23 protein-coding genes are annotated in these 23,580 nt (G+C 56.1%); 4 read left to right on the forward strand and 19 right to left on the reverse strand.

What is annotated here, in order from left to right; all coding sequences use genetic code 11:
* Positions 1-23: 23 nt before the first annotated feature.
* Genes IE151_RS01955 through IE151_RS01965 form a run of 3 tightly spaced genes read right to left on the reverse strand, consistent with a single transcriptional unit; the run spans position 24 to position 2,977 of the window.
* Positions 24-989, reverse strand: coding sequence for an MlaD family protein (locus IE151_RS01955; RefSeq protein WP_189487315.1), 966 nt, complete (start codon positions 987-989; stop codon positions 24-26).
* A 1-nt stretch (position 990) separates the two neighbouring features.
* Entirely contained in the window at positions 991-1,809 is an 819-nt protein-coding gene (locus IE151_RS01960; protein WP_189487317.1) for an ABC transporter ATP-binding protein, read from the reverse strand.
* 22 nt (positions 1,810-1,831) lie between these two features.
* Entirely contained in the window at positions 1,832-2,977 is a 1,146-nt protein-coding gene (locus IE151_RS01965; protein WP_189487319.1) for an ABC transporter permease, read from the reverse strand.
* Between the two features lie 201 nt (positions 2,978-3,178).
* Between IE151_RS01965 and dgcA the strand changes: the two genes are divergently transcribed.
* The gene (gene dgcA / locus IE151_RS01970) at positions 3,179-4,156 is read left to right on the forward strand and encodes an N-acetyl-D-Glu racemase DgcA (RefSeq protein ID WP_189487321.1); all 978 of its coding nucleotides are present in this window, start codon (positions 3,179-3,181) and stop codon (positions 4,154-4,156) included.
* Positions 4,157-4,158: 2 nt separating this feature from the next.
* Here dgcA and IE151_RS01975 read toward each other — a convergent pair whose 3' ends face one another.
* A complete protein-coding gene (locus tag IE151_RS01975) occupies positions 4,159-4,410 on the reverse strand; it encodes an exosome complex component (protein ID WP_189487323.1) in 252 nt (83 codons plus the stop codon).
* A 40-nt stretch (positions 4,411-4,450) separates the two neighbouring features.
* A complete protein-coding gene (locus IE151_RS01980) occupies positions 4,451-5,272 on the reverse strand; it encodes a UDP-2,3-diacylglucosamine diphosphatase (RefSeq protein ID WP_189487326.1) in 822 nt (273 codons plus the stop codon).
* A 276-nt stretch (positions 5,273-5,548) separates the two neighbouring features.
* On the opposite strand from IE151_RS01980, the gene IE151_RS01985 reads away from it, so the two are divergent.
* Positions 5,549-7,864, forward strand: coding sequence for an NADP-dependent malic enzyme (locus IE151_RS01985; protein WP_189487327.1), 2,316 nt, complete (start codon positions 5,549-5,551; stop codon positions 7,862-7,864).
* 256 nt (positions 7,865-8,120) lie between these two features.
* Here the strand turns inward: IE151_RS01985 and IE151_RS01990 are convergent, their stop codons facing one another.
* A complete protein-coding gene (locus IE151_RS01990) occupies positions 8,121-8,381 on the reverse strand; it encodes a hypothetical protein (protein WP_189487329.1) in 261 nt (86 codons plus the stop codon).
* On the opposite strand from IE151_RS01990, the gene IE151_RS17910 reads away from it, so the two are divergent.
* Entirely contained in the window at positions 8,343-9,125 is a 783-nt protein-coding gene (locus IE151_RS17910; RefSeq protein ID WP_382344718.1) for a DUF2865 domain-containing protein, read from the forward strand. The genes IE151_RS01990 and IE151_RS17910 overlap by 39 nt on opposite strands.
* On the opposite strand, the gene gltX is transcribed toward IE151_RS17910, so the two are convergent.
* Genes gltX through yajC form a run of 6 tightly spaced genes read right to left on the reverse strand, consistent with a single transcriptional unit; the run spans position 9,043 to position 16,383 of the window.
* Positions 9,043-10,422 carry a glutamate--tRNA ligase gene (gltX, locus tag IE151_RS02000; RefSeq protein WP_189487333.1) on the reverse strand — a complete coding sequence of 460 codons (1,380 nt, stop codon included), beginning with the start codon at positions 10,420-10,422 and terminating at the stop codon, positions 9,043-9,045. The genes IE151_RS17910 and gltX overlap by 83 nt on opposite strands.
* A 27-nt stretch (positions 10,423-10,449) precedes the next feature.
* Entirely contained in the window at positions 10,450-12,132 is a 1,683-nt protein-coding gene (locus IE151_RS02005; protein WP_189487335.1) for an NAD+ synthase, read from the reverse strand.
* A 43-nt stretch (positions 12,133-12,175) separates the two neighbouring features.
* Entirely contained in the window at positions 12,176-13,024 is an 849-nt protein-coding gene (locus IE151_RS02010) for a phytoene/squalene synthase family protein (protein ID WP_189487337.1), read from the reverse strand.
* Positions 13,025-13,030: 6 nt separating this feature from the next.
* Positions 13,031-13,432: an Mth938-like domain-containing protein gene (locus tag IE151_RS02015; protein WP_189487338.1), complete on the reverse strand. Its 402-nt coding sequence runs from the start codon at positions 13,430-13,432 to the stop codon at positions 13,031-13,033.
* On the reverse strand, positions 13,432-15,990 hold the full coding sequence (gene secDF / locus IE151_RS02020) for a protein translocase subunit SecDF (protein ID WP_189487340.1): 2,559 nt from the start codon (positions 15,988-15,990) through the stop codon (positions 13,432-13,434). Before secDF ends, IE151_RS02015 begins: the two co-directional genes overlap by 1 nt.
* 48 nt (positions 15,991-16,038) lie before the next feature.
* Complete coding sequence (gene yajC / locus IE151_RS02025; protein WP_189487342.1) at positions 16,039-16,383, reverse strand: preprotein translocase subunit YajC; 345 nt, start codon at positions 16,381-16,383, stop codon at positions 16,039-16,041.
* 302 nt (positions 16,384-16,685) lie between these two features.
* Between yajC and IE151_RS02030 the strand changes: the two genes are divergently transcribed.
* Positions 16,686-17,564, forward strand: coding sequence for an ATP-binding protein (locus IE151_RS02030; RefSeq protein ID WP_189487344.1), 879 nt, complete (start codon positions 16,686-16,688; stop codon positions 17,562-17,564).
* 65 nt (positions 17,565-17,629) lie between these two features.
* Here IE151_RS02030 and IE151_RS02035 read toward each other — a convergent pair whose 3' ends face one another.
* From IE151_RS02035 to IE151_RS02065, 7 genes are all read right to left on the reverse strand, one after another.
* Positions 17,630-18,853, reverse strand: coding sequence for a peptidoglycan DD-metalloendopeptidase family protein (locus IE151_RS02035; protein WP_244636567.1), 1,224 nt, complete (start codon positions 18,851-18,853; stop codon positions 17,630-17,632).
* Between the two features lie 131 nt (positions 18,854-18,984).
* Positions 18,985-19,638, reverse strand: a complete 654-nt coding sequence (locus IE151_RS02040) for a protein-L-isoaspartate(D-aspartate) O-methyltransferase (RefSeq protein WP_244636568.1) — start codon at positions 19,636-19,638, stop codon at positions 18,985-18,987.
* Positions 19,631-20,389 carry a 5'/3'-nucleotidase SurE gene (gene surE / locus IE151_RS02045; protein ID WP_189487348.1) on the reverse strand — a complete coding sequence of 253 codons (759 nt, stop codon included), beginning with the start codon at positions 20,387-20,389 and terminating at the stop codon, positions 19,631-19,633. The genes IE151_RS02040 and surE overlap by 8 nt, the downstream gene beginning before the upstream one ends.
* Positions 20,390-20,392: 3 nt before the next feature.
* Entirely contained in the window at positions 20,393-21,685 is a 1,293-nt protein-coding gene (gene serS / locus IE151_RS02050; protein ID WP_189487350.1) for a serine--tRNA ligase, read from the reverse strand.
* 99 nt (positions 21,686-21,784) lie between these two features.
* Complete coding sequence (gene tatC / locus IE151_RS02055) at positions 21,785-22,615, reverse strand: twin-arginine translocase subunit TatC (RefSeq protein WP_189487353.1); 831 nt, start codon at positions 22,613-22,615, stop codon at positions 21,785-21,787.
* The gene (gene tatB, locus IE151_RS02060; protein WP_189487355.1) at positions 22,612-23,253 is read right to left on the reverse strand and encodes a Sec-independent protein translocase protein TatB; all 642 of its coding nucleotides are present in this window, start codon (positions 23,251-23,253) and stop codon (positions 22,612-22,614) included. The genes tatC and tatB overlap by 4 nt, the downstream gene beginning before the upstream one ends.
* Before the next feature lie 33 nt (positions 23,254-23,286).
* Entirely contained in the window at positions 23,287-23,523 is a 237-nt protein-coding gene (locus IE151_RS02065) for a twin-arginine translocase TatA/TatE family subunit (RefSeq protein ID WP_189487357.1), read from the reverse strand.
* Positions 23,524-23,580: the final 57 nt, after the last annotated feature.

Below are 23,580 nucleotides of genomic sequence, written 5' to 3' on the forward strand. Positions count from 1 at the left end.
ATTTTTTAACTCAATAATACGCATCAGCGCCTCGCCCGGCCATCATATTCGCGAACCTGCCCGTCGCCACCAGTAATGATACGCTGGGGGTTCTTTTCGAGTTCGCTGACCGCGCGTTCAATACGCGTGATCGAGCGGCGGCTTTCTTGGATCAAAGCCTCAAAATCACGCAATCCCTGGCCCGAGAACCTGGTCAATCCGTCAGTGATCGGCGCCACGCGAGAATTGATGCTTTCCGCTGTCTCGCGAACCGCTGCCAGCGTACGCCGCGCATCTTCGATCACGCCATCCGCCTCTTCCCCTCCGAGCACCTCTTCGGCGCGCGCAAGCACGTTATTCAACCGATCCGACGCTTGGTTAAGTCTCTGACCAATCACGCGAGCGTCGGCCATGAACTGATTGATATTGCTACTATTATCAGAAAGTGCCTTGGAGAAGTTCTCAACATTCTGCGCCGTCTGCTGCAACGGCTCGCGAACATTGTTGACAAAGCCCTCGAGCGATTTCAGAACCGCATCAGCGCGCGCGAAGATATCCTGAGCCGTCTCCAGAAGGTTCGTCACCGCAGACGGATTGGCCGAAATCACGGCGATCTGATCATTAGCTTCGGCGACGTCGAGCAGATTTGGTTCGTTAAGATCGGCACCGGTCAACGAAATGTTTGATTGGCCTGTCAGCCCCGCAATACCAAGATCGACGCGCGTAGACTGCGTGATCGGAGTGTTACGATCAACCCGCGTATCGGCAATCGCGACATTCGGATTGCTCACGTCAATATAGACGCGTCCCACTTCACCGACCTTCACACCATTGAAATAGACGATGCTGCCCCGGGCCAAACCAGACGCAGATCCCGGAATGCGTACGCGTAACAGGGCAACCTCACCGCGCTCACCTATACCGGAAGACCAGTAGACGAAGCCGAAGGCTGCGAGGATCGCGACCAGCGTGAAGATGCCGACAGTCACATAATTGGCTCTGGTTTCCATATTAATTCCGTGCGGTCAGATCGATCTGGCGGGCCCGCTTGCCGCGGAAATAGGATTTCACCCAAGGTTCTTCACTGGCAAGCATGTCTTGCAGCGAGCCTTCCACCAGCACTTTCTTTTGTCCCAGCACCGCAATCCGGTCACATACGGAAAACAGGCTATCGAGGTCGTGAGTTACCATATAGACGGTCAAACCCATGGTGTCGCGCATTTTGGCCACCAGCTCATCGAAGTCGGCAGCACCGATCGGATCGAGACCCGAGGTAGGCTCGTCGAGAAAGATAATGTCAGGATCGAGCGCCAAGGCGCGTGCAAGGGCGGCGCGCTTGATCATGCCGCCAGACAGTTCGGAAGGATATTTGTCTGCCGCATCGGCTGGGAGGCCGACAAGCTTGATCTTCAGGAGAGCCAGCTCGTCCATCAGTCTCTGTGGCAAATCGAGATATTCGCGCATCGGAACCTGTACGTTTTCCTTCACCGTCAGGGCCGAAAAAAGCGCACCATGCTGGAACAGCACGCCTATACGCATATCAACAGCCACACGCTCGGCATCGTTGATCTCATCCGTGTTTAGGCCGAATATCTCGATAGTGCCGCTACTCTTGCGATTAAGGCCGAGGATTGTCCGCAAAAGGACAGATTTGCCGGCACCAGAGGCGCCAACAAAGCCCAGGATCTCCCCTCGATAAATGTCCAGCGACAAATGATCCAACACGGCTTTCGGACCAAAGGATACACTTACATCGCGTACCTTGAGAATAACGTCACGATCCGCATTCTGTGGCGGAGCGGACGCGGCTTCCAGGTCTTGATCTTGCATATGTTCCACCGCCTCCCTCTTCTCAGAAATCGATCGCGGCGTAGAACATGGCAAAAAGGCCATCAACGACAATGACGACGAAGATCGATTTCACCACGGAGGATGTCACGCGCGCGCCCAGCGACTCCGCCGAGCCGCCGACTTTCATACCTTCCACGGAAGCCAGGATGCCGATAATCAAAGCCATGAAGGGGGCCTTGATGAGACCCGCAAAGATCGTCGATAGATCGATACTCTCTCGCAAACGGTCTATGAAGATCGTCGGCGTGATTCCTGAATAGAAATAGGACACTGCGACAGCTCCTCCCAATGCAGCGAAATTGGCTGCAACCGTGAGGCACGGCAGCGCAATGACAAGCGCCACTAGACGCGGGAAAACGAGGACGCCGACGGGATTAAGGCCGATGACTGTAAGTGCATCGACCTCTTCGCGCATCTTCATCGAGCCGATTTCAGCCGTGATCGCGCTGCCTGAGCGACCTGCAATCATGATGGCGGTCAGCAATACACCGAGTTCGCGCAGCACCAGAATGCTCACAAGATCAACGACGAAGATTTCCGCGCCGAAATAGCGCAGCTGAAACGCGCCCTGTTGCGCAACAATGGCTCCGACAATAGCGGACATGAGCATGACGATCGGAATGGCGCCGACGCCCATCTTGTCAATTTGACTGACAATGGCCGCGGGATTGATCGTCTGCCTGCGTCCGGCCTTCATTTGCGCACCCTGGATCGTCGACCCCAGAATGTGCATGGCAAAAATGAAATCGCGATAGAAGCCAACGACAATACGACCGAGCGCTTCGAGAAATCGGACGACGATATTAGGGCGGTTGCGCGCATCCGCGTCATCATCGCCTTCGCGTGTCTCAGCAATCGCGTTGAGCAGGATGTCCGCGTTTTCGCTGCGTCCCTCGATCCGAGTCTCAAGATTGGCCATGTTGCGTTTGGCAATGAGGCGGTCGATCAACCAGGCGCCGGCCGTGTCCATGCGACCGATCTGCGAAAGGTCAAGCGAAAGCGGTTGGCCGGACGATTCTCTCTCCACCTTGCGCATATGCTGATCAACCGAATGGATACGGCGCGTCGTCCAGTTGCCGGACAGCACCAGCACCCGCGCATCACCACTCTCCTGCCAATCCAGCTTCGGCTCCGCGGAATCTGCCATTTCTCTCTTTTCTTTCCCTCGCTTGCATAGAAGGAATCGAAAGTGAGGTTCGATCCGCTCGCAAGACCGTGGAGGGAAAAATCTGTACCACTATCATCCTATAATCGTGGAATTTACATAGTTTACCCATGAAAGCGACGCGGATTTCGATCTTAACCGGTTATTAATCCTGTTTATCCTGTCAAATTTCGAGGATTTCAAATGAAGCGTGATATTTCTGTCGCCATCGAACGCTTCCCTATCGCGGGGCATTTCACGATCGCCCGCGGTTCGCGCACCGAAGCTACGGTGATCGTTGCGACGATTCGCATGGACGGTTCGGTCGGTCGGGGCGAATGCGTACCTTATGCGCGTTATGGCGAGTCGTTAGAGAGTGTGGCAGAACAGGTGCAGAACGTCCGCGCTGCTGTTCAGGACGGCGCAACGCGGAAGGATTTGCTCACTCTTCTGCCCGCCGGCGCAGCACGCAACGCCGTGGATTGCGCGCTTTGGGACCTGGAAGCACGGCGCAGCGGTATTAGCGTTGCTGATACACTTGGCGTTCGACTGTCACCCCTGACAACAGCGTTCACGCTCTCGCTAGATACAGCGGAAGCCATGGCGGCAAAAACGCGTGCGAATGCACAGCGCCCTCTGCTCAAGATCAAACTCGGCTCAGAGAATGACGCTGCCCGCATGGAAGCAATTTCTAAAGCCGCACCTAATGCTCGCCTCATCATCGATGCCAACGAGGGCTGGAACGCCGATAATATCGAAGAGAATTTTGCCGCAGCAGCACGCTTTCGCGTAGATCTGATCGAACAGCCCCTGCCCGCCGGAAAAGATGATTTACTAACGCAGATTAAGCGCCCAGTTCCGATTTGTGCCGATGAAAGCGTCCACGGCGATGAAGATCTCGACGGCCTCCTTGGCAAATATGATTTCGTCAATATCAAGCTCGACAAGACCGGCGGGTTGACCGCTGCGCTCAAGGTAAAGGCCGCAGCGCAGCAGCATGGTTTCGGCCTGATGATTGGCTGCATGGTGGGATCGTCGCTCGCCATGGCGCCAGCACTCTACCTGGCGCAGGATGCCGAGTTCGTAGACCTCGACGGTCCTCTCTTGCTCGCGAGAGACCGAGATGGCGGTCTGCGCTACGAAGGTTCCACCATCTTTCCGCCGGATACTCTATGGGGCTAAACTCAACTACCTGTGCGCCAGAATTCCGGAGAAGCGTCGTGACTTCCGCTGTGACGTACCATACGTTTCAACACCAACGCCGCAATGTGCAGCTCCCTGTCAACATATGCAGGATTGGCCGCGCCGTAACGGTAACGCTCAATGGCGCTCGTCGGCCCGTGCCGTGCCGGGTTGGCGTTGATTGCGACAGCATTTGCGGAAATACGTCCAACACCGCGTGCGCGAACCGGCATCACCGGTTGGTCAAACATCATGCTCCGCCCCGCCCTGTGCGTTTCGAACATCATCGCTCCCCTACGCCGCCTTGGCCGTTTCAGGCGGGAGCATTACCGGCACAAGCTTCTCGCTCGCAATAGGCATATCTGACTGGATCTCCGTCCAACGGAGAATCTCCATTCTGCCGTCGAAATACTCGCCGACAGCTGTGCAACTTTCGACCCAGTCGCCGGTATTGATATATTCGATTCCGTCAATCACGCGGATCGTGGCATGATGGATATGGCCGCAAATGACGCCATCGACGTCGCTGCGCTGCGCTTCCTGAGCCACGACTTCTTCAAAGGAATCGATGAAGCTGACAGCTTTCTTGACGCTGCCCTTCGCCCAGGCCGAAAAAGACCAATACGGCATGCCAAGGAGCCTGCGGCCGAAGGCAACGGCGCGGTTGATGAGGATCGAGGCGTCATAAGCGCGATCACCGAGATAAGCGAGCCAGCGAACATTGTGCACGATCGAGTCGAACTGGTCGCCGTGCAGGATCAGATATCGCTTGCCATTGGCATTGTGAAAGACGACGCGGTCGGCAACCTCGATGCCACCGAAATGGCGCCCCTGAAACTGGCGCAGGAACTCATCGTGATTTCCCGCAATATACGTAACCTTCGTTCCCTTGCGAGCTTGGCGGAGTATTTTTTGTACGACGTCATTATGCGATTGCGGCCAGTGCCAGGAGCGCTTCAGGCGCCAGCCATCAATGATATCGCCTACCAAGTAGAGATGCTCGGCCTCATGGTGACGCAAAAAGTCGATGAGAAAATCCGCTTTTGCGGGCTTTGAGCCCAGATGCACGTCGGAAATGAACAGCGTTCGAAATTTGCGCGGTTCCCTCGCGGTCATGATTCCGTCTCCGGCCGGATGAAAGCTGGTTTTCCTATGGCTGAATCGTGCAACAGAGATATGACGGACGACGACAATCCTGACTATCCTGCAGCTTTCCTCGCCATCCACTTGTAAACTGAGAACCTGATTTGACCGGCTACCGCCAATGCAGCTAGAGCAGTCGTTCCGACGCAATTCTCGACGCAAAACCGGTTTTTACTTTTGCCGGAATTGCTCTAAAGGTTCGGCAACGGCTGGGGCCAGATGGCGCGAGATCAAAAAGGGCGAAGATAGATGAGTTCAGAAGGCACAAAGAAAAACACCTCCGAGTTCGATCAGGCGGCGCTTTTCTTCCACCAGTTCCCAACCCCGGGGAAGCTTGAGATCCAGTCTACCAAGCCCCTTGGCAATCAGCGCGATCTGGCGCTTGCCTATTCGCCCGGCGTGGCAGTTCCCTGCCTCGCCATCAAGGATGATCCCGAATCTGCCGCCAAATACACCTCCCGCAGCAATCTGGTAGCGGTCGTCTCCAATGGCACAGCAGTTCTCGGCCTTGGCAATATCGGGCCTCTTGCCTCCAAGCCGGTAATGGAAGGCAAGGCTGTCCTTTTCAAGAAGTTCGCCAATATCGATGTATTCGACATCGAACTGGATGCCCCGACCGTCGATCAAATGGTCAGCACGGTGGCAGCGCTCGAGCCAACCTTCGGCGGCATCAATCTGGAGGATATCAAGGCCCCAGAATGCTTTGAAATCGAAGAGCAGCTGAAAGAGCGCATGTCGATTCCGGTATTTCATGACGACCAGCATGGGACGGCGATCATCGTCGCGGCAGCCGTGCTGAACGGTCTCGACCTCGCCGGCAAGAAGATCGAGGACGTGAAGATCGTCACCTCAGGTGCTGGTGCGGCGGCCCTCGCGTGCCTCAATCTTCTTGTCTCTCTGGGTGCCAACACCGACAATATCTGGATCACCGACCGGCACGGCGTTGCCTATAAAGGCCGCGTCGAGGAGATGGACCGCTGGAAGGAACCCTATCTGAAGGAGACCGACAAGCGAGAGCTCGCTGACGTTATCGGTGATGCCGACGTGTTCCTGGGTCTTTCCGCTGCGGGTGTGCTTAAACCCGAATTACTGGCCACAATGGCAGAAAAACCGCTCATTCTGGCGCTCGCCAACCCAACGCCGGAAATTATGCCCGAACTCGCGCGTGCGGCGCGCCCGGATGCTATGATCTGCACCGGCCGCTCCGACTTCCCTAATCAGGTGAACAACGTACTCTGCTTCCCCTATATCTTCCGAGGTGCGCTCGATTGCGGCGCTCGTGCCATTAACGAAGAGATGAAAATGGCCGCCGTACGCGCCATCGCAGCCCTTGCTCGCGAAGAACCCTCAGACGTCGCGGCAAAGGCCTATTCCGGGGAAACACCGACATTCGGACCGGATTATTTGATTCCTTCGCCATTCGACCCGCGCCTCATCCTGCGCATTGCACCAGCTGTTGCTCTGGCAGCAACGGAAAGCGGCGTTGCTGCACGTCCAATTGAGGACATGCCAGCGTATCTCGACAAGCTCAATCGCTTCGTCTTCCGCTCCGGTCTCGTGATGAAGCCAGTCTTCTCAGCCGCGAAGAACGCATCTGCCAACCGCGTCATCTATGCAGACGGCGAGGACGAGCGTGTCTTGCGCGCAGCCCAGATCGTGCTGGAAGACGGCACGGCACAACCGATCCTGATTGGTCGTCCCAACGTCGTCGACACCCGCCTCAAGCGCTACGGCTTGAAAATCCGCGCAGGCGTCGATTTTGAACTGATCAATCCAGAAGACGATCCACGTTATCGTAATTATGTCGATCTGCTGAGTCAGCTTGCCGGTCGTCGTGGCGTTTCACCGGAAGCAGCCCGCGCCCTGGTGCGCACAGATCCGACGGTGATTGCAGCACTTGCGATCAAACGCGGCGAGGCTGACGCCATGATCTGTGGCCTGGAAGGTCGATTCTCGCGTCATCTTCGTCATGTGAAACTTATCCTCGGAGCACGAGAAGGTCTTGGTGAGGACGATTTCTCCGCGCTCTCGCTGCTTATCAGCCAAAAGGGTGTGGTTTTCATGACCGACCCCTATGTCTCGGAAAATCCGAGCGCAGAAGAACTTGCACGGATGACCGTGCTTGCTGCCGAAGAAATCCGCCGCTTCGGCATCACGCCGAAAGCCGCTCTGCTTTCCCACTCCAACTTCGGATCGCGCGACACGGCGAGCGCACTCAAGATGCGCGCAGCCGCGGAAGTGCTGCGAAAAATCGCACCAGATCTCGAAGTCGATGGCGAAATGCATGGCGACTCCGCTTTATCGGAAGAGTTGCGTCAACGCGTCTATCCGCATTCGACGCTGAAAGGTGAAGCAAATCTACTGGTCTTCCCCAACATTGATGCGGCCAATATTGCCCTGACAACAATCCGTGAAATGACCAACTCCCTGCACGTCGGTCCAATCCTGCTTGGGCCTGCTGCACCTGCGCATATTCTGACCCGTTCCGTCACGTCACGCGGTGTCGTTAACATGACCGCTCTCGCTGTCGTCGAAGCTAATAGCCGCGCCGTAAAGCCAAAATAATACCGGGCGTTTTCTCTTTTCCTCTTTGGAATTTTAGTGCAATCTAATGCACGCCTTCCCTTGGAAGGCGTGCATTGTTTTTTCCTGCTACCCTTGGAATATCTCCATAGACCGTGAAAGTAGATTCAAGAGGATATGCATTCTTAAGGGGTGTCGCGAATAATTTTACGTGATGCTCCACCAGAGTACATACAGGATGCTGAAGATGTCGTGGCGTTTCGTTGCATTCGCATTTCTCGTACTGTCTTTCTCGCTTTTATCCGGTGAAAGTGTCGCGCAATCCCGGCAATGCCGACAAATCAGCATTGAACTTTCTTCTCTTCCCGCGGCTGCCCGTGATAATGGCGCTCAACGCCGACAGATGCAGCGCCTTCAGGCCGCGCTGAACCGGGAAAACTGCAACAGCGGCTTTCTTGGTCTTGGTGGTGGTCGCTCCTGCCCCAAAATACGTAGTGATATCCGCAACTTGCAAAACGCGATGGGCGGAGCCCGAACGAGCAGCGCTGCCATTCAGCAACGTCGAGCTCGTCTTTTGTCCGCCCTGCGCAATTATAAATGCGATGCCGCGGCTGGCGATCGGACTCGGAACGTCGAAAAAGCAGCAGTGAGAAGAGGAAGTGACAACGCCAACTCTTCCCGACGCAATCGGGAGGGGCAGGAGCGCACGCAGCGTGCCGATAATGGGACGGTTCCACGCCTCGCAGCTGGTCGGTACCGCACTTTATGTGTTCGCAGCTGCGATGGCTATTTCTTCCCGATCTCAGGCGTTTCCAATCGCGCTGATTTCACTCGCGACCAGAAAAACTGCCAAGCGATGTGCCCGGCAGGAGATGCTCAGCTTTATTATCACGACGTCAATGATGAAGAGAGCGAAGACATGGTTGCCGTGACGACTGGGCGGCCATATCTTGACCTGCCCGCGGCCTTCGACTACCGCTCTCTTTCCTCCAGCCGACCCGGTTGTACCTGCCAGCCGAATGGCGGGAAGCGTCCTCCTATGAGCGTGAGGGCTGCAAAGACGATCAGGTCCAGCAAATTACCCGTTCCCGCAATACTTCCGCTTATACGGCCGGACCCACATGCGGCTCCGGAAATAATCGCAAATATTGAAGGCGGCTTGAACAAAAACTCGATCATGAAGCTCTTTGCGGAAACGGGAGAAACCACCCAAGGGAGCGTCAGGGTCGTCGGGCCAGTGTTTCTTCCCGACCCAAAAGGGGCAATAGATCTGCAAGCTCGGGTCCTGAAGACCTCCCGGTAAGCGCAATACGTAGGGGCATGAAAAGCTGGCGACCTTTGCGCCCGCTTGTTTTCTTCACGACATCCGTCCACGTTTTCCAGGTTTCACGGCTCCATGGCTCCGGGGGCAAATGATCGAAAGCCTCTCGTACGAAAGCAACGTCCTGGCCATCCAGACTTTCCGTCTTGTCTGGACCTCGTGTCACGATGCCCCACCAGTCGGCAGCTTCATCGACGCGTGAGAGATTGCCGCGAATAAGTTCCCAGAAATTTTCCGTCTTGCCGCCGGCGATCCCCAACCGCGTGAGACGCGGCTGCACCGCTTCGTATGAGAGGTTATGTACCAGCTCCTTGTTCAAAACCCAAAGTTCCTCCGGATCGAACTTCGACGACGACTTGGCGCTGCTATCCGGTGTAAATTGCGCAGCAAGCGTGGCCATGTCGGGCTTCGCTTCCACTGCCGAGGAAGTACCTATAAGCGATGCGAGCGATGCCACCGCCATCGGCTCGACGCCTTCCTCACGCAGGCTCTTGATGGAAAGTGCGCCGCTGCGCTTCGACAACCCCTCACCGCTGGTCGTGGTGATGAGATTGTGGTGGCCGAATTTCGGCGCTTGTCCCTTACCAGCCAAGGCCTCGAAAATGGCGATCTGCACACCGGTATTGGTCACATGATCGTCGCCGCGAATGATATGGGTCACTCCCATATCGATGTCATCGACGACGGAAGGCAGCGTGTAGAGATAAGTGCCGTCCTCGCGGATCAGCACCGGATCGGAAAGAGAGCCGAGATCCACGGTCTGCGGACCACGAACAACGTCATCCCATTCAACAACATGGCGGGCGACCACAAAGGGATCAGCATCAAAATTGGGAAGAAGGAAGCGCCAGTGCGGTTTCCTCCCCTCGGCTGCATATTCAGCTTTCTGCTCTTCGGTTAGTTTCAGCGCCGCACGATCATAGACCGGCGGCAGGCGACGCGACAATTGTATCTTGCGCCGCAGTTCCAGTTCCTCTGCCGTTTCGTAGCATGCATAAAGAAGGCCCGCTTCGCGTAACGTCTGCGCCGCAGCATGGTAAATTGCAAAACGTTCTGACTGCTTGGCGGTTTGCGCAGGCTTGATGCCCAGCCAGTCCAGATCTTCTGCAATCTGACGCGCATATTCATCCTTCGAACGCTCAACATCCGTGTCGTCGAAGCGCAGGATAAACGCACCGCCGTTCTTCAGCGCAAAAAGCCAGTTGAATAATGCAGTGCGTGCATTGCCAATGTGAATATTGCCGGTAGGCGACGGCGCGAAACGAACGGTAACGGACATGATTAACCTGTAAAAGCGTTCAAAAAATCAGTTCTTGTCGCGGAAGCGATTGGTGATCGGATAGCGCCGGTCGCGCCCAAAATTCTTGCGGGTGATCTTCACGCCCGGTGCGGCCTGACGGCGCTTGTACTCGGCAATGTAGAGCAGGTTTTCGATACGCTCGACCGTCTCCCGATCGTGCCCTCGTGCCAAAACCTCTGGGACCGACATCTCATTCTCAACAAAACACTCAAGAATGTCATCAAGTACCGGATACGGCGGCAGTGAATCCTCGTCTTTCTGATCAGGGCGCAATTCAGCGGATGGTGCCTTCTCGATGATCGACATGGGAATCACTTCGCCGCTTGGTCCAAGCGCAGTTGCCGGCACATGGGCATTGCGCCAGCGCGACAGCGCGTAAACCTGCATCTTGTAAAGGTCCTTGATCGGGTTGAAGCCGCCATTCATGTCGCCATAAAGCGTAGCGTAGCCAACCGACATCTCGGACTTATTGCCGGTGGTGACGACCATAGCGCCGAACTTGTTCGAGATCGCCATCAGTATGACGCCGCGCGACCGCGACTGAAGATTTTCCTCCGTGACGCCACTATTCGTGCCTTCGAACATCTCGGCCAGAGCGCTTGTAAAGCCTTCCACCGGTTCGACGATAGGAACCGTATCATAGCGACAACCGAGTGCTTTGGCGCAGGCCTCCGCGTCCTTGATCGATCCCTCGGACGTGTAGCGATATGGCAGCATGACGCAATGCACGCGCTCCTCGCCCAGCGCATCGACGGCCAGCGCCGCACAGATGGCCGAATCGATGCCGCCAGAAAGCCCAAGCACCACACTTTTGAAGCCGTTCTTGTTCACATAGTCGCGGAGCCCCAGCATGCAGGCTCGATAATCGGCTTCTTCATTTTCTGGCAGGCGGCTCATCGGTGCTTCCGCGCAGACAAATCCGCTTTCCTCGCGCTTCCAGGTAGTGACTAGAACGCTTTCCTCGAACTGGCTCATCTGCATGACGAGCTTCTTTTCCGCAGAAATTGCGAAGGAGGCGCCATCGAACACGAGCTCATCCTGGCCTCCTACCTGATTGGCATAGATCAAGGGAAGATTGGTTTCGATAACCTGCCGGATTGCGACCTGATAGCGGTGATCCATCTTGTCTCGATGGTAGGGCGAGCCATTGGGAACCAGAAGTATCTCGGCGCCACTCTCGGCAAGCGTCTCACAAACACCTAGATTGCCCCAGATATCCTCGCACACAGGAACGCCGATGCGCACACCGCGGAAATTGACCGGTCCTTGCAGTTCGGGACCTGCCTGAAAAACGCGCTTCTCATCAAACTCGCCATAATTTGGAAGATCAATCTTGAAGCGTTCGGCAATCACCTTGCCACCATCGGCAATTAGAACGCCGTTATGCAACCCGCTGTCGCGCTTTAACGGAGTGCCTATGACAATGCCGGGACCATTGTCAGCCGTATCCGCCACCAGCTCAAGGGCTGTGCGCTCACAAGCCGCGACAAAAGCCGGCTTCAGCACGAGATCTTCCGGTGGGTACCCTGCAATAAACAGTTCCGTATAGAGAACGAGGTCTGCACCGGCTTGTGCCGCTTCCGCCCGAGCAGCGCGCGCCTTGGCAAGGTTGCCTGCAATATCTCCGACGGTTGGATTGAGCTGGGCGATTGCAATGCGCAGAACGTTCATTTGGCTCACTTCGGTCATGACATGTTTCGGTCATTGTATAGCGCATCGGAAAACGCTTTGCCTACCACCCTCGAAGCGCACGCCCAAGCAAACTCAAATGACGGCAGAGCGGGGAAACAGACGGGGGAGCAGAAAGACAGCGCTGCGGGTCTGCCTCGATCCGATCAAGATAGTGCCCAACTATGGAAAGTGGCAGGAAAGCGGGGCGCAAGCCTGGAGGCACAGCTTTCGCAGCCTTCTCGAAATCGCGCAAATGTTGACGTGCCACGGCAGCAAGTGCGGCGACGGCCATGCCGCTGCGCCCATCACCTGCCGCATTGAATTCCTGGGCCGACAAGCCTGTCGCGTTCAAAATATCTCCGGGCATGTAAACCTGTCCGCGGCGGCGATGCGCTGGTAACGCTCGAAGAATCGCGACCATTCCCTGTGCGCAACCGCCGTGTCCTGCAGCGTCGGCAAAACCTGCCGCGCTCACCGGATCAAGAATGAGCGCCGCAAGCTGAAGCAGTGCGCTCGAGGTCTCGCCGAGATATCCTTCGAGATGGGTCTTCGACGGCATCGGATCGTCATAAAGGTCGAAAATTCGCGCTTCCAGATAGTTGTCAAAAGCTTGAAGAGGCAGAGCGTAAACAGTGATCGCTTCATTCAACGAGGAAAGAACCGGATGCCCCTGCTCTGCGTCGGCAGCGCCACGTGCCGCCGCCTGCAACTGATCACGCCACCATTGAATACGCATTTCACCGGCGAGTGGCTGCGTCACCTTCTCGCGAATACCGGCGATCTCGACATTGAAGGCATAAAGCGCCTGCAAGGCGCGACGCTTTTCAGCAGGCGCGAAAAGCGTCGCGAGATAACGATCGGAATCGGCGCTGCGTAAATCTGCGGCGATTGCATCGGCGCTGTCGGCCATCAGGCGTCAAGCCTCGTCCACGGCAATGAGGGCCGCCGCAACGCGGCGTTCTTCGGCAAGGAGCACATTATACGTGCGGACTGCCGCACCCGTCGACATTGGATCGGCAGAAAGCCCATGTTCCTTCAACATAACGCGCATGGCGCGCGGGATTGGCATCAATTCCTTGCCCGTCCCCACCAGGAGAAACTCGATCTCCGCCTTTTCGGCGATAATCGGGCTCAGATCCTCAATTTCTACCGGCCAGACAGGTTGGACTTTCCAGCCGTGTACCCCTGAGGGCAGACAGAGGATCGAGCCCTTATGGGACATATCCGCGAAGCGAAATCCACCATTTCCGTAAGCCTCAATAGGAGCCTTGCCGGGAAAATGCGCTTCGCGGATCAATATACCCTTGTTCTGCTCCATCAGAACTGTGCGCCTGCGGTAGGCAGTGCCTTATCCTCTTCTCCCTTCTCTTCAAAAGCGTCTGGGCGCAACTTGAAGAGGATGAGCATCGGCCCTGCAATGAAGACTGACGAATACGTACCGATCAGAATACCGAAAATCATCGACAGGGTGAAGGAGCTAATGACCTCGCCGCCGAACCAGTACAGCGCAAACAGCGCCAGCAGAGTAGTCGTCGCCGTCAGCAAGGTGCGCGACATCGTCTGGTTTACCGAGATGTTAATGACCTCTTCGAGGGGCATCTTCTTGTAGCGTCGCAAATTCTCACGGATACGATCGTAAATGACGACAGTATCGTTGATCGAGTAGCCGACGATTGTCAGGATGGCAGCGATGCTTGTCAGATTGAATTCGATGCCGAAAATTACGAAGAAACCCACCATCATCGCAATATCATGTGCTGTCGAAACGACTGCACCGACGCCAAACTGCCACTCGAAGCGTATCCATATGTAGACCAGCATAGCTGCGAGCGACGCAAGAACAGCAAGTGTACCGGCCAGCGCCAATTCGCCGGAGACGGTAGGACCTACGACCTCGACACGACGGAACTCATATTGATCGCCCAAAGCCGCACGTGTCTGCTCGACCGCCTGCTGCATAGCGACGTCGCCGCCTTCCTGAGCCTGCAGCTTGACCATCACGTCACGCGGTGATCCGAACTCCTGCACCTGAACTTCACCAAGATTGAGTCCCGCAAGCTTTTCGCGAACATCGGCGATATCGGCTACCTGCTCCTTCGATTGAATTTCGATTACCGAGCCGCCCAGGAAGTCGATTCCGTAATTCATGTCCTTGGTCATGAACAATACGCCTGCTGCGATCGTAGCAAGCGCAGAAAGCGTAAAGGTTAGTCGGCGCAGGCGCATGAATGGAAATTTCGTGCCGTCAGGAATAAGGCGCGCCGCGATACCACGCGGGATTTCCGTAGGCTTGAAGCGACGCAACCAGAAAGACACGAGCCAACGGGTCAAAGTCACCGACGTAAACACGGTGGTCGCAATGCCGATAACGAAGGTCACTGCAAAGCCGCGAACCGGTCCGGAGCCCATGTAGAAAAGAATGAAGGCAGCAATGAAAGCCGTCGCATTCGAATCGATAATAGTCGCCATGGCTCGTTGGAAGCCCTGGTCGAACGACTGAATAAGCGACTTTCCACTCATCCGTTCCTCACGGACACGCTCGTAGATCAGAACGTTTGCGTCGACCGCCATACCGATCGTCAGCACAATGCCGGCAATGCCTGGCATGGTCAGCGTTGCACCAAGAGTGGTCAAGATCGCGATCAGCATCCCGATATTTGCCACCAGGGCCAGGTTGGCGATGATGCCCAGGCTGTTATAGCAAAACAGCATGAAGATGACGACGAGCAAAGTGCCAATGCCGGCCGCCACTTCGCCAGCCGCAATCGAGTCCGCACCAAGGCTCGGACCGACCGTCCGCTCTTCTACGATGGTCAGGTCGGCGGGCAATGCACCGGCACGCAGAAGCACGGCAAGGTCGTTTGCGCCCTGTACCGTAAAGTTACCGGAAATCTGACCGCTGCCCCCAAGGATCGGTTCGCGGATCTGAGGTGCAGAAATGACTTTGTCGTCCAGCACAATGGCGAACAGACGCCCCACATTCTGCTGCGTCGCTTGGCCGAAACGCTGCGCGCCACGCGAGTCAAAGCGGAACGAAACCACAGGCTGGTTGGTCTGCTGCTCAAAAGTCGCCTGCGCATCGACAAGGTTTTCGCCCGATACGATAACGCGATCTTCGATCAGGTAGGGAACGGACGGCTCGTCCTGCGAATACATGACGGTCGTGCCAACCGGAGGGCGTCCCTGAATCGCTTCCTGAACCGGCGTCGATTGATCCACCATCTGGAAGGTGAGCTTGGCGGTCTGGCCAAGAATTTCCTTCAGGCGCGCCGGGTCCTGAAGACCAGGAACCTGAACGAGAATGCGATCATCGCCTTGACGCTGGATGATTGGTTCGGTTGTACCAAGCTCGTTGATGCGACGCGAGACGACTTCGATCGATTGCGTCACGGCGTTCGAAACGCGGTGGTCGATACCTTCATTGGTGAGCGAAATGCGGAAGAGGTCTGGTTCCGGTTGGTCGATTTCGACTTCCCGCAACAATGTCGTTCCGAAGAGCCCGCCAGAAACCTGCTCGGTCAGCGGGTTGAGCGCCGTGCGTGCTTTCTCCGCATCGACCGCATCGCGCAGGCGCACTTGAAGGGTCTGTCCGCTCCCCGTCAGCCCCGTATAACCGACGCGTGCATCACGTAGAGCCGTACGGATTTCATCGCGTACGGCAGTCGCGCGCTCATTGATAAGATCCTGGCGATCAACCTGCAGCAGAATGTGAGATCCGCCCTGGAGATCAAGGCCAAGTGTCAAAGTCCGCGTCGGCAGCCATCCCTCCACGCGTGATAGCACGGATTGCGGCAAGGCGTTCGGCAAGGCAACGATAATGCCAAGCAGAACGACGGCCCAAATGGCAAAGGTCTTCCAACGCGGATAGTAGAACATGAATGGCGTCCAGTATGGCGGATCAATAAACGTACGTTAGATTAACGGCTATTTTTGGGTATTTTCGTTGGCGACCGGTTCGCCCTTGACGCGGACATCGGCGATCAACGAACGGATTGCGGTGACCTTGACACCTTGCGCGATTTCAACTTCGAGCTCGTTGTCATTGATCACTTTGGTCACCTTACCCAAGAGGCCACCACCCGTCACGACCGTATCACCACGACGGATCGCATTAAGCTGTTCCTGGCGCTTCTTCATCTGGGTGCGCTGCGGACGGATCAGCAGGAAATACATAAGTACGAAAATAAGAATGAAGGGCAGAACAGACATCAGCACTTCAGGCGCGCCGCCAGTTGCTGCCTGCGCATATGCCGGGGTGACGAAAGACATGGAGAACTCCCAGGATCTCGGCGTAAAAGCCGCATTGTAAATGTGCGCGGAATATAGACTTTGCGCCGCTCATTGCAACAAGAGGCGGCGATCCGTGCAGGCTTTTCCGCAAAGGAACATCTTCACGCAGATCACAAAGGTAGTTCCGTTCGGCAAGGATTCGTTGCCGGGACCTGCAAAAACAGACAGAAGATTGCAAATAAATCCATGATTTCCGTAGCTTACAGAAAGTTTGCGAGATCACACATCTGTGTCCTATGGTGCATGCCGAAAAGCCGTCTACTGTGGAGGAAATGCCGAAAATGACTGATGAGACCTGGAGCCGGATCGAGCGAAAGCTCGATCTTTTGATCGATGTGCTGTCCAGAATGGCTCCAGCAGCGCCCGAAAATCCGGACTTCGATTCCGCAGATTGCTTCGTGTGGAACGCCGAAAAGACCACTCTGGATCCGGTTCTCCGCGTGAACCGCGTCGATATAGGCCTAATACGCGGTGTCGATCATGTACGCGATATCCTCCTCGACAATACGCAGCGCTTTGGCCGCGGCCTACCTGCCAACAATGTCCTGCTGTGGGGCGCGCGCGGCATGGGTAAATCATCGCTCGTGAAATCGGTTCATGCGGCCATTAATGAAAGACAGGAAACCTCGAAACGGCTCAAGCTGATCGAGGTCCATCGCGAAGACATCGACACGCTGCCGCATCTGATGACTTTGTTGAAATCGAGCCAGCATTATTTCGTACTGTTCTGCGACGATCTTTCATTCGACCACGACGACACGTCCTATAAGTCGCTCAAGGCAGCCCTTGACGGTGGTGTCGAAGGACGCCCTGCCAACGTCCTCTTTTATGCGACATCGAATCGCCGCCATCTTCTGCCGCGCAGCATGATCGAAAATGAGAGCTCGACGGCGATCAATCCGTCAGAGGCGGTCGAGGAGAAAGTCTCGCTGTCGGATCGCTTCGGCCTGTGGCTTGGCTTTCACAAGTGCAGTCAGGATGATTATCTGCAGATGATCGATGCATATGTCGCGCATCATGGGTTGAAGATCGATGCCGAAAGATTGCGGGCCGAGGCGATTGAATGGGCCACAACTCGAGGTAGCCGCTCCGGCCGCGTAGCTTATCAGTTCATCCAGGATCTTGCAGGCCGCCTCGGGCAGCCTCTGCGCGAAACCTGATGAAAACGAAAACGTCCGCCGCGATTGCAGGCGGCGGACGTTTTCGTTTTCTAGCCGGAAAAGAGCTATTCGAGATAGGTGGACGGATCGACTGGTGACGAGTTCTTGCGAACCTCAAAGTGCAGCTTCGGTGAACCGGCCGAACCGGAGGCACCCGACAGCGCCAGATCTTGACCGCGGCTAACCTTATCACCGCGATTGACCTTGATCTCGCTATTATGGCCGTAGACGGTCACAAGTCCGTTGTCGTGGCGCACAAGAACCGTATTACCGAATTCCTTGAGACCATCTCCGGCATATATGACAACGCCGTTTTCGGCAGCTTTGACAGGCGTGCCGACCGGGACGGCAATATCCAGGCCATCGCTGCTCTTGCCAGTCCCTTTACCGAAAGTTGTGACAACGCGTCCGTTGACCGGCCAGCGCATCTTCGAAATACCGGTTGTCTGCGGGGCGGACGCAACCTGCTTGGACGCGTCATCGACCGATGTGCTCTGGCCCTGCTGGCTTGGAGGGGTATAGCTGCCGGTAGCCGGCGCGGCTTGCTCCGCCTGCTTTGGCGCCACTGCTGCCTGCTGCTGAACTGCCGGGGCCGGTTGTTCCGGCTTGGGCGCGACAGGGGCCGTTGAGGCGACCTGTGTGTCACCACTCTTCGGAATTGTCAGGGACTGGCCGATGCGAATCAAGCCGTTGTCGAGATTGTTGGCACGCTTCAAATCTTCAACCGAAACGCCATGCTTGCGTGCGACTGAGGAAAGTGTATCGCCCGCCGAGACGACATAACCGCCCGTTCCCCCACTGGCAGGCGCGGCTGGATTGGCCGTCTGCTGCTGAACGGCGGGTGCCGATCCATTCTGCGGAGCGGAAAGAGTGGGTGTCTGTTGGGGTAGCGATGCAACCTGCTGCTGCGCGGGGGCAGAGGGAGGGGTTTGGGTTTGCGCCTGCTGCACCGGCGGAGTGCTGCCGTAAGCAGGCGCCAAGGCTGGTGCCGAACCGGACGCAGGTGCAAGCGCTGAACGCGAGACGGTGGAATTGGGGGCTGCCGCTACCGGCGCTGCGGCCATGTTCTGATTGTAGGCCGGAGCTGAATAGCCATTATTATTTGTGGAATACGGAGAGGAATTCGCGGGTCCCGTCGAGGCCGTGGAAATACCATCGACCGCATCCGCAAACCGTGTTGCACCCGAGCTACAGCCTGCGGCCACGCCCCCGAGCAATACGACGACGGACACCCTTAAAAGACCGCGCTGGTTCTGGAAAATTTCAAACGCCCGCATAACCGAACCCATTCACGCTACCAAACACAAGCACAATAAAAGCGCGTTAATGTTACTGGTCGGTTAAGGGATGGCGAAAAACAGGCAATTGCGGCAAATTTGTTAGCAAACACTAACATTACTGGTTGATTTCCCTTGCGAAATCACAGTGCCTTCGCGCGTGACGTGTGCAACGGCTGAAACCGCACGCTCCAGAGATCAAGCCTTTCGAATCGCGAACCGATCTTCGTCATGCGCGACAAAATCTGTTCGCCATCGCCCGGCCCTACGGCCGCAATTAGAATACCGTGGCTTGAGAGTTGCTCCAGAAACGCCCGCGGGAGCGTCTCGAAAGCCGCCCACACGATGATTCGATCAAAGGGGCCCTCACCCGCAAGACCATTTGAACCATCGACATGCTTGACAATGACGTTGCGGAGATCAAGCGCCTCGAAACGCTGCCGTGCGTCATGGATGAGCGTCTGATAGCACTCAAGCGTCGTAACCCGCTCAACGATCCGCGCCATGACAGCGGCGGTATAACCCGTACCGGTACCGATCTCGAGGACCCGCTGTCCCGGCTGGAGATCGAGCGCCGCAAGTGTAAGAGCCTGCATATCGGCGCCTTCGATCGTCTCGCCGCAAGCGATTGGAATGGTTCGTCGCGACCACGAAAGATTTTTCATATCGCCAGGGAGGAACATTGAACGCGGTGTGGCCTCCAAAGCAGAGACCAACACATGCGACAATTGACCTGCAGACCGTAAACGCAACAGGAAGGCAGCAAGCTCTTCCAGTTCAGATCCCTTATTAGGCAAGCACCTTCTCCAATGCTTCTTTCGAAGCATAATCCGTCAGATCAAGTTTAAGAGGTGTTACCGAAATTTTGTTATCACGCATCGCCGCAAGATCGCTGCCCTCCACGATGTCGGATTTGGCGCGACCGAAGCGCAACCAGTAATAAGGAATGCCGCGACCGTCCTCACGCGCATCGATCGACAGGCCGTGATTCATCTTTCCCTGGTGAGTGACCTGAAGCCCGGCAACGTCACCAGGCTTGCATGCCGGGAAATTGACATTGATGAAGGTGCCCGCCGGCAGTTCCAACGTGAGAAGCTTGCGCACTGTCTCGACACCGTGAACCTCCGCGCAATCGAAGGAGTATTTCCCCCCTTCTTCCTTGGGAGAAAATGTCTGGCTAAGCGCGATCGACCGGATGCCGACCATCGTACCCTCCATGGCGCCGGCAATAGTGCCCGAATAGGTCACGTCATCAGCGACATTCGACCCGGCATTGATGCCGGAAAGAATCAGATCGGGCTTGCGATCGAGGATTTCGCGTACGCCCATGATGACACAGTCAGTCGGCGTGCCGCGCACGGCAAAGTGCCGATCGTCGATCTCGCGAATGCGCAACGGCTCAGAGATGGAAAGCGAATGGGCAAATCCGGACTGATCAGTCTCCGGTGCCACAACCCATACGTCGTCACTGATGGCTCGAGCGATCTTTTCCAGCACTGCGATACCAGGTGCGTAGATGCCATCATCATTGGTCAGAAGTATGCGCATATATCAGGCTCCGATACGTTCCACGCCACTCATATAGGGGCGCAATGCAGACGGCACGCTGATCGAGCCGTCTTCGTTCTGGTAATTTTCGATGACTGCGATCAGGGCACGGCCGACCGCCGTTCCCGAACCGTTCAGCGTGTGCACGAAACGTGTTTGTTTTTCACCAGCGGCCCGGTAGCGCGCATTCATACGGCGCGCCTGAAAATCTCCGCAAATCGAGCAGGACGATATTTCGCGATACGTCTTCTGCCCCGGCAACCAGACCTCGATGTCATAGGTCTTTTGGGCACCAAAACCCATATCGCCGGTGCAGAGCACAACTGTACGGAACGGCAATTCGAGTTTCTTCAGAACGGCTTCTGCACACTCTGTCATGCGCTCATGTTCTTTGAGCGACTTGTCTTCCGCTGTGATCGAAACAAGCTCGACCTTGTTGAATTGATGCTGGCGCAACATACCACGCGTGTCACGACCTGCTGACCCAGCCTCCGAACGGAAACATGGAGTCAGCGCAGTAAAACGTAGCGGCAAGTCACTGAAGTCGACAATCTCTTCCCTTACCAGATTGGTAAGAGTTACCTCTGCCGTCGGGATGAGCCACCGCCCTTCCGTCGTCTTGAACAGGTCTTCAGTAAATTTCGGCAGCTGGCCGGTACCGAAAAGCGCCTCATCGCGAACCAGAACGGGCGGATTCACTTCCGTATAGCCATGCTCCTGCGTGTGCGTGTCGAGCATGAATTGTCCGAGCGCACGTTCCAGACGCGCAATCTGTCCGGACAGCACCGTAAAGCGTGCACCCGAAAGCTTGGCCGCACGCTCGAAATCCATCTGTCCGAGCGCCTCACCAATTTCGAAGTGTTCCTTGATCCACTCTTCCTCGACGCGTGGCTCGCCAACGCGGCGCACCTCTACATTGTCGGCTTCATCCTTGCCGTGTGGCACGTCTTCGAGCGGCACATTAGGAAGACGCGCCAGCTTGTCTGCCAACGCCAGATCGATTTCACGCTCGCGCGCTTCGCCAGCCTGCACGTCATTCTTGATCTGCGCGACCTCTACCTTAAGGGAGTCGGCCTTTGCCATATCTTTGGCAGCCATCGCCTGGCCAATTTCTTTCGAAGCCTGATTACGGCGTTCCTGAGCCTTCTGCAGCGACGTCAGATGACCACGACGCTCTTCGTCAAGAGACACGATGGCGGAAATTTCGGCGGATGCTTCCTGGCTGTGCCACCCGCGCGCGACCAGCGCTGCAATTGCCTTATCCGAATTCGCACTGATCCATCTGATGTCGAGCATGATCTTTCCGACTGCATTTCATGATTTAAACAAAGCAACACCGGCCCTGTGAAAGGGCCGGTTGCTCCGGACGTAATGAACCGGAAGCGTGACGCAAAATCAGGCTTCGTCGACAGCCTCATCCGACTTGGCATCGGCAACCGTCTTCTTGGCCCGGTCGCGCTCGATCATCCGAGCCGTCCAGATGGAAATCTCGTAAAGAAGGATGGCTGGAAGAGCAAGACCGATCTGGCTCACCGGATCGGGTGGCGTCAGCACGGCGGCTGCCACGAACGCGATAACAATGGCGAACTTGCGTTTACTAACGAGCGAATCCGAGGTGATCATGCCCACGCGGACCATCAGCGTCGTCACCACTGGCAACTGGAAGACCAGACCGAAGGAGAAGATGAGCGTCATGATAAGCGAAAGATATTCCGAAACCTTTGGCAGAAGCGCGATTTGAATATCTTCGTCCGGTCCGACCTGCTGCATGGCAAGGAAGAACCACATGACCATCGGCGTGAAAAAGAAATAAACCAGCGCCGCGCCAATCAGAAACAGGATTGGTGACGCAATGAGGAAAGGGAGGAAGGCGCTGCGTTCGTTTTTATAGAGACCGGGAGCCACAAATTTGTAGAGTTGCGTGGCAATCATCGGGAAAGCCAGCACTAGCCCGCCAAACATGCCAAGCTTCACCTGGGTAAAGAAGAACTCCTGCGGTGCCGTATAAATCAATTCGACATGCTGCGTATCCAGCCCGGCAAATCCCACTGCCCATTTGAAGGGGATGACCAGGAGGTTGAAAAGTTCTTTTGCGAAGGCAAAGCAGCAGATAAACGCTATGAAGAACGCGCCAAGCGCCCACATGAGGCGCTTGCGCAGCTCGATCAGATGCTCGATGAGCGGCGCGGAGGAAGCATCGACCTCGTCTCTTTCAGAATCAGTCACTGGCTTTCATCCGTCTTGCTGGCGGGCTTCTTTTTCGTTGCACGCGGCTTTGTCGCCTTCGTTGCCGCAGCTTTTTTAGGTGCAGTCGCCTTCGCCTTCGGCGCGGCCTCAACGGGAGTCTTTCTAGCCGCCTTTGGTTTCGGCGCGGCCGGATCAGGTGTCAACGCTACATCCGCGGATACCGGTTCCATGGATTTGGCAGTCCCTGCGGAAGCCGCAGTCGTTGCAACCACGGGAGCAGTCGAGACTGCATTCTGCTCCGCCGCCTTGATAAGTGGGTCCTCGAGCGCGTCGCCTTCGCGCCCCCCCTTGAGCGGCTCGGAAGGAACAGCGGTCTTGCCCGGCTCATCCATCGTCTTCTTCAGATCATCCGCAGCTTCCCGCAGCGGATTGAGATGCTTCTGAATTTGGCTTTTAGGATTGAGCGAGCGAAGCTCGTTCACATCCTTGCGCAATTCCGAAAGCTCGGCTTCGTCCATCGCCTGATTGAACTGGCGCTGAAACTCACCAGCCATGCCGCGCATCTTCTTCGTCGCCTGACCGAAAGCGCGTAGGACACGCGGCAAGTCCTTTGGACCGACGACGACGATCAGAAGGATGCCGATGACCAGCATCTCGCTCCAGCCAATATCAAACATGCTGTCTATCCGACCCTTCGAAGCACATTGCGACTAGTGCTTGTTGACCTTGCTGGCCGGATCGCTGGCGGCGATGTTTTCTTCCGCACGGTGCTCAACGGTCTTCTGCTTGTCGGCAGCTGCCGCATCCTCGTCTTCCGACATGCCTTTCTTGAAGCTCTTGATGCCCTTGGCCATGTCACCCATAAGTTCCGGGATCTTGCCACGGCCGAAAAGAAGTAGCACGACGACCAGGACGATCAGCCAGTGCCAGATTGAAAAGCTACCCATTTATCCACTCTCTCTCGCAGATGTTTGCCTGAGACTTATTCCGTTTGAGTTCCGGTT

This window comes from Limoniibacter endophyticus (genome assembly GCF_014652835.1).
Taxonomy (GTDB): domain Bacteria; phylum Pseudomonadota; class Alphaproteobacteria; order Rhizobiales; family Rhizobiaceae; genus Limoniibacter; species Limoniibacter endophyticus.

Excerpts from the sequence above, each read along its gene's own strand:
- IE151_RS01955 (WP_189487315.1), bottom strand. The coding sequence starts at position 989 with ATGGAAACCAGAGCCAATTATGTGACTGTCGGCATCTTCACGCTGGTC.
- IE151_RS01960 (WP_189487317.1), bottom strand. The coding sequence starts at position 1,809 with ATGCAAGATCAAGACCTGGAAGCCGCGTCCGCTCCGCCACAGAATGCG.
- IE151_RS01965 (WP_189487319.1), bottom strand. The coding sequence starts at position 2,977 with ATGGCAGATTCCGCGGAGCCGAAGCTGGATTGGCAGGAGAGTGGTGAT.
- dgcA (WP_189487321.1), top strand. The coding sequence starts at position 3,179 with ATGAAGCGTGATATTTCTGTCGCCATCGAACGCTTCCCTATCGCGGGG.
- IE151_RS01975 (WP_189487323.1), bottom strand. The coding sequence starts at position 4,410 with ATGATGTTTGACCAACCGGTGATGCCGGTTCGCGCACGCGGTGTTGGA.
- IE151_RS01980 (WP_189487326.1), bottom strand. The coding sequence starts at position 5,272 with ATGACCGCGAGGGAACCGCGCAAATTTCGAACGCTGTTCATTTCCGAC.
- IE151_RS01985 (WP_189487327.1), top strand. The coding sequence starts at position 5,549 with ATGAGTTCAGAAGGCACAAAGAAAAACACCTCCGAGTTCGATCAGGCG.
- IE151_RS17910 (WP_382344718.1), top strand. The coding sequence starts at position 8,343 with ATGGGCGGAGCCCGAACGAGCAGCGCTGCCATTCAGCAACGTCGAGCT.
- gltX (WP_189487333.1), bottom strand. The coding sequence starts at position 10,422 with ATGTCCGTTACCGTTCGTTTCGCGCCGTCGCCTACCGGCAATATTCAC.
- IE151_RS02005 (WP_189487335.1), bottom strand. The coding sequence starts at position 12,132 with ATGACCGAAGTGAGCCAAATGAACGTTCTGCGCATTGCAATCGCCCAG.
- IE151_RS02010 (WP_189487337.1), bottom strand. The coding sequence starts at position 13,024 with ATGGCCGACAGCGCCGATGCAATCGCCGCAGATTTACGCAGCGCCGAT.
- IE151_RS02015 (WP_189487338.1), bottom strand. The coding sequence starts at position 13,432 with ATGGAGCAGAACAAGGGTATATTGATCCGCGAAGCGCATTTTCCCGGC.
- secDF (WP_189487340.1), bottom strand. The coding sequence starts at position 15,990 with ATGTTCTACTATCCGCGTTGGAAGACCTTTGCCATTTGGGCCGTCGTT.
- yajC (WP_189487342.1), bottom strand. The coding sequence starts at position 16,383 with ATGTCTTTCGTCACCCCGGCATATGCGCAGGCAGCAACTGGCGGCGCG.
- IE151_RS02030 (WP_189487344.1), top strand. The coding sequence starts at position 16,686 with ATGACTGATGAGACCTGGAGCCGGATCGAGCGAAAGCTCGATCTTTTG.
- IE151_RS02035 (WP_244636567.1), bottom strand. The coding sequence starts at position 18,853 with ATGGGTTCGGTTATGCGGGCGTTTGAAATTTTCCAGAACCAGCGCGGT.
- surE (WP_189487348.1), bottom strand. The coding sequence starts at position 20,389 with ATGCGCATACTTCTGACCAATGATGATGGCATCTACGCACCTGGTATC.
- serS (WP_189487350.1), bottom strand. The coding sequence starts at position 21,685 with ATGCTCGACATCAGATGGATCAGTGCGAATTCGGATAAGGCAATTGCA.
- tatB (WP_189487355.1), bottom strand. The coding sequence starts at position 23,253 with ATGTTTGATATTGGCTGGAGCGAGATGCTGGTCATCGGCATCCTTCTG.
- IE151_RS02065 (WP_189487357.1), bottom strand. The coding sequence starts at position 23,523 with ATGGGTAGCTTTTCAATCTGGCACTGGCTGATCGTCCTGGTCGTCGTG.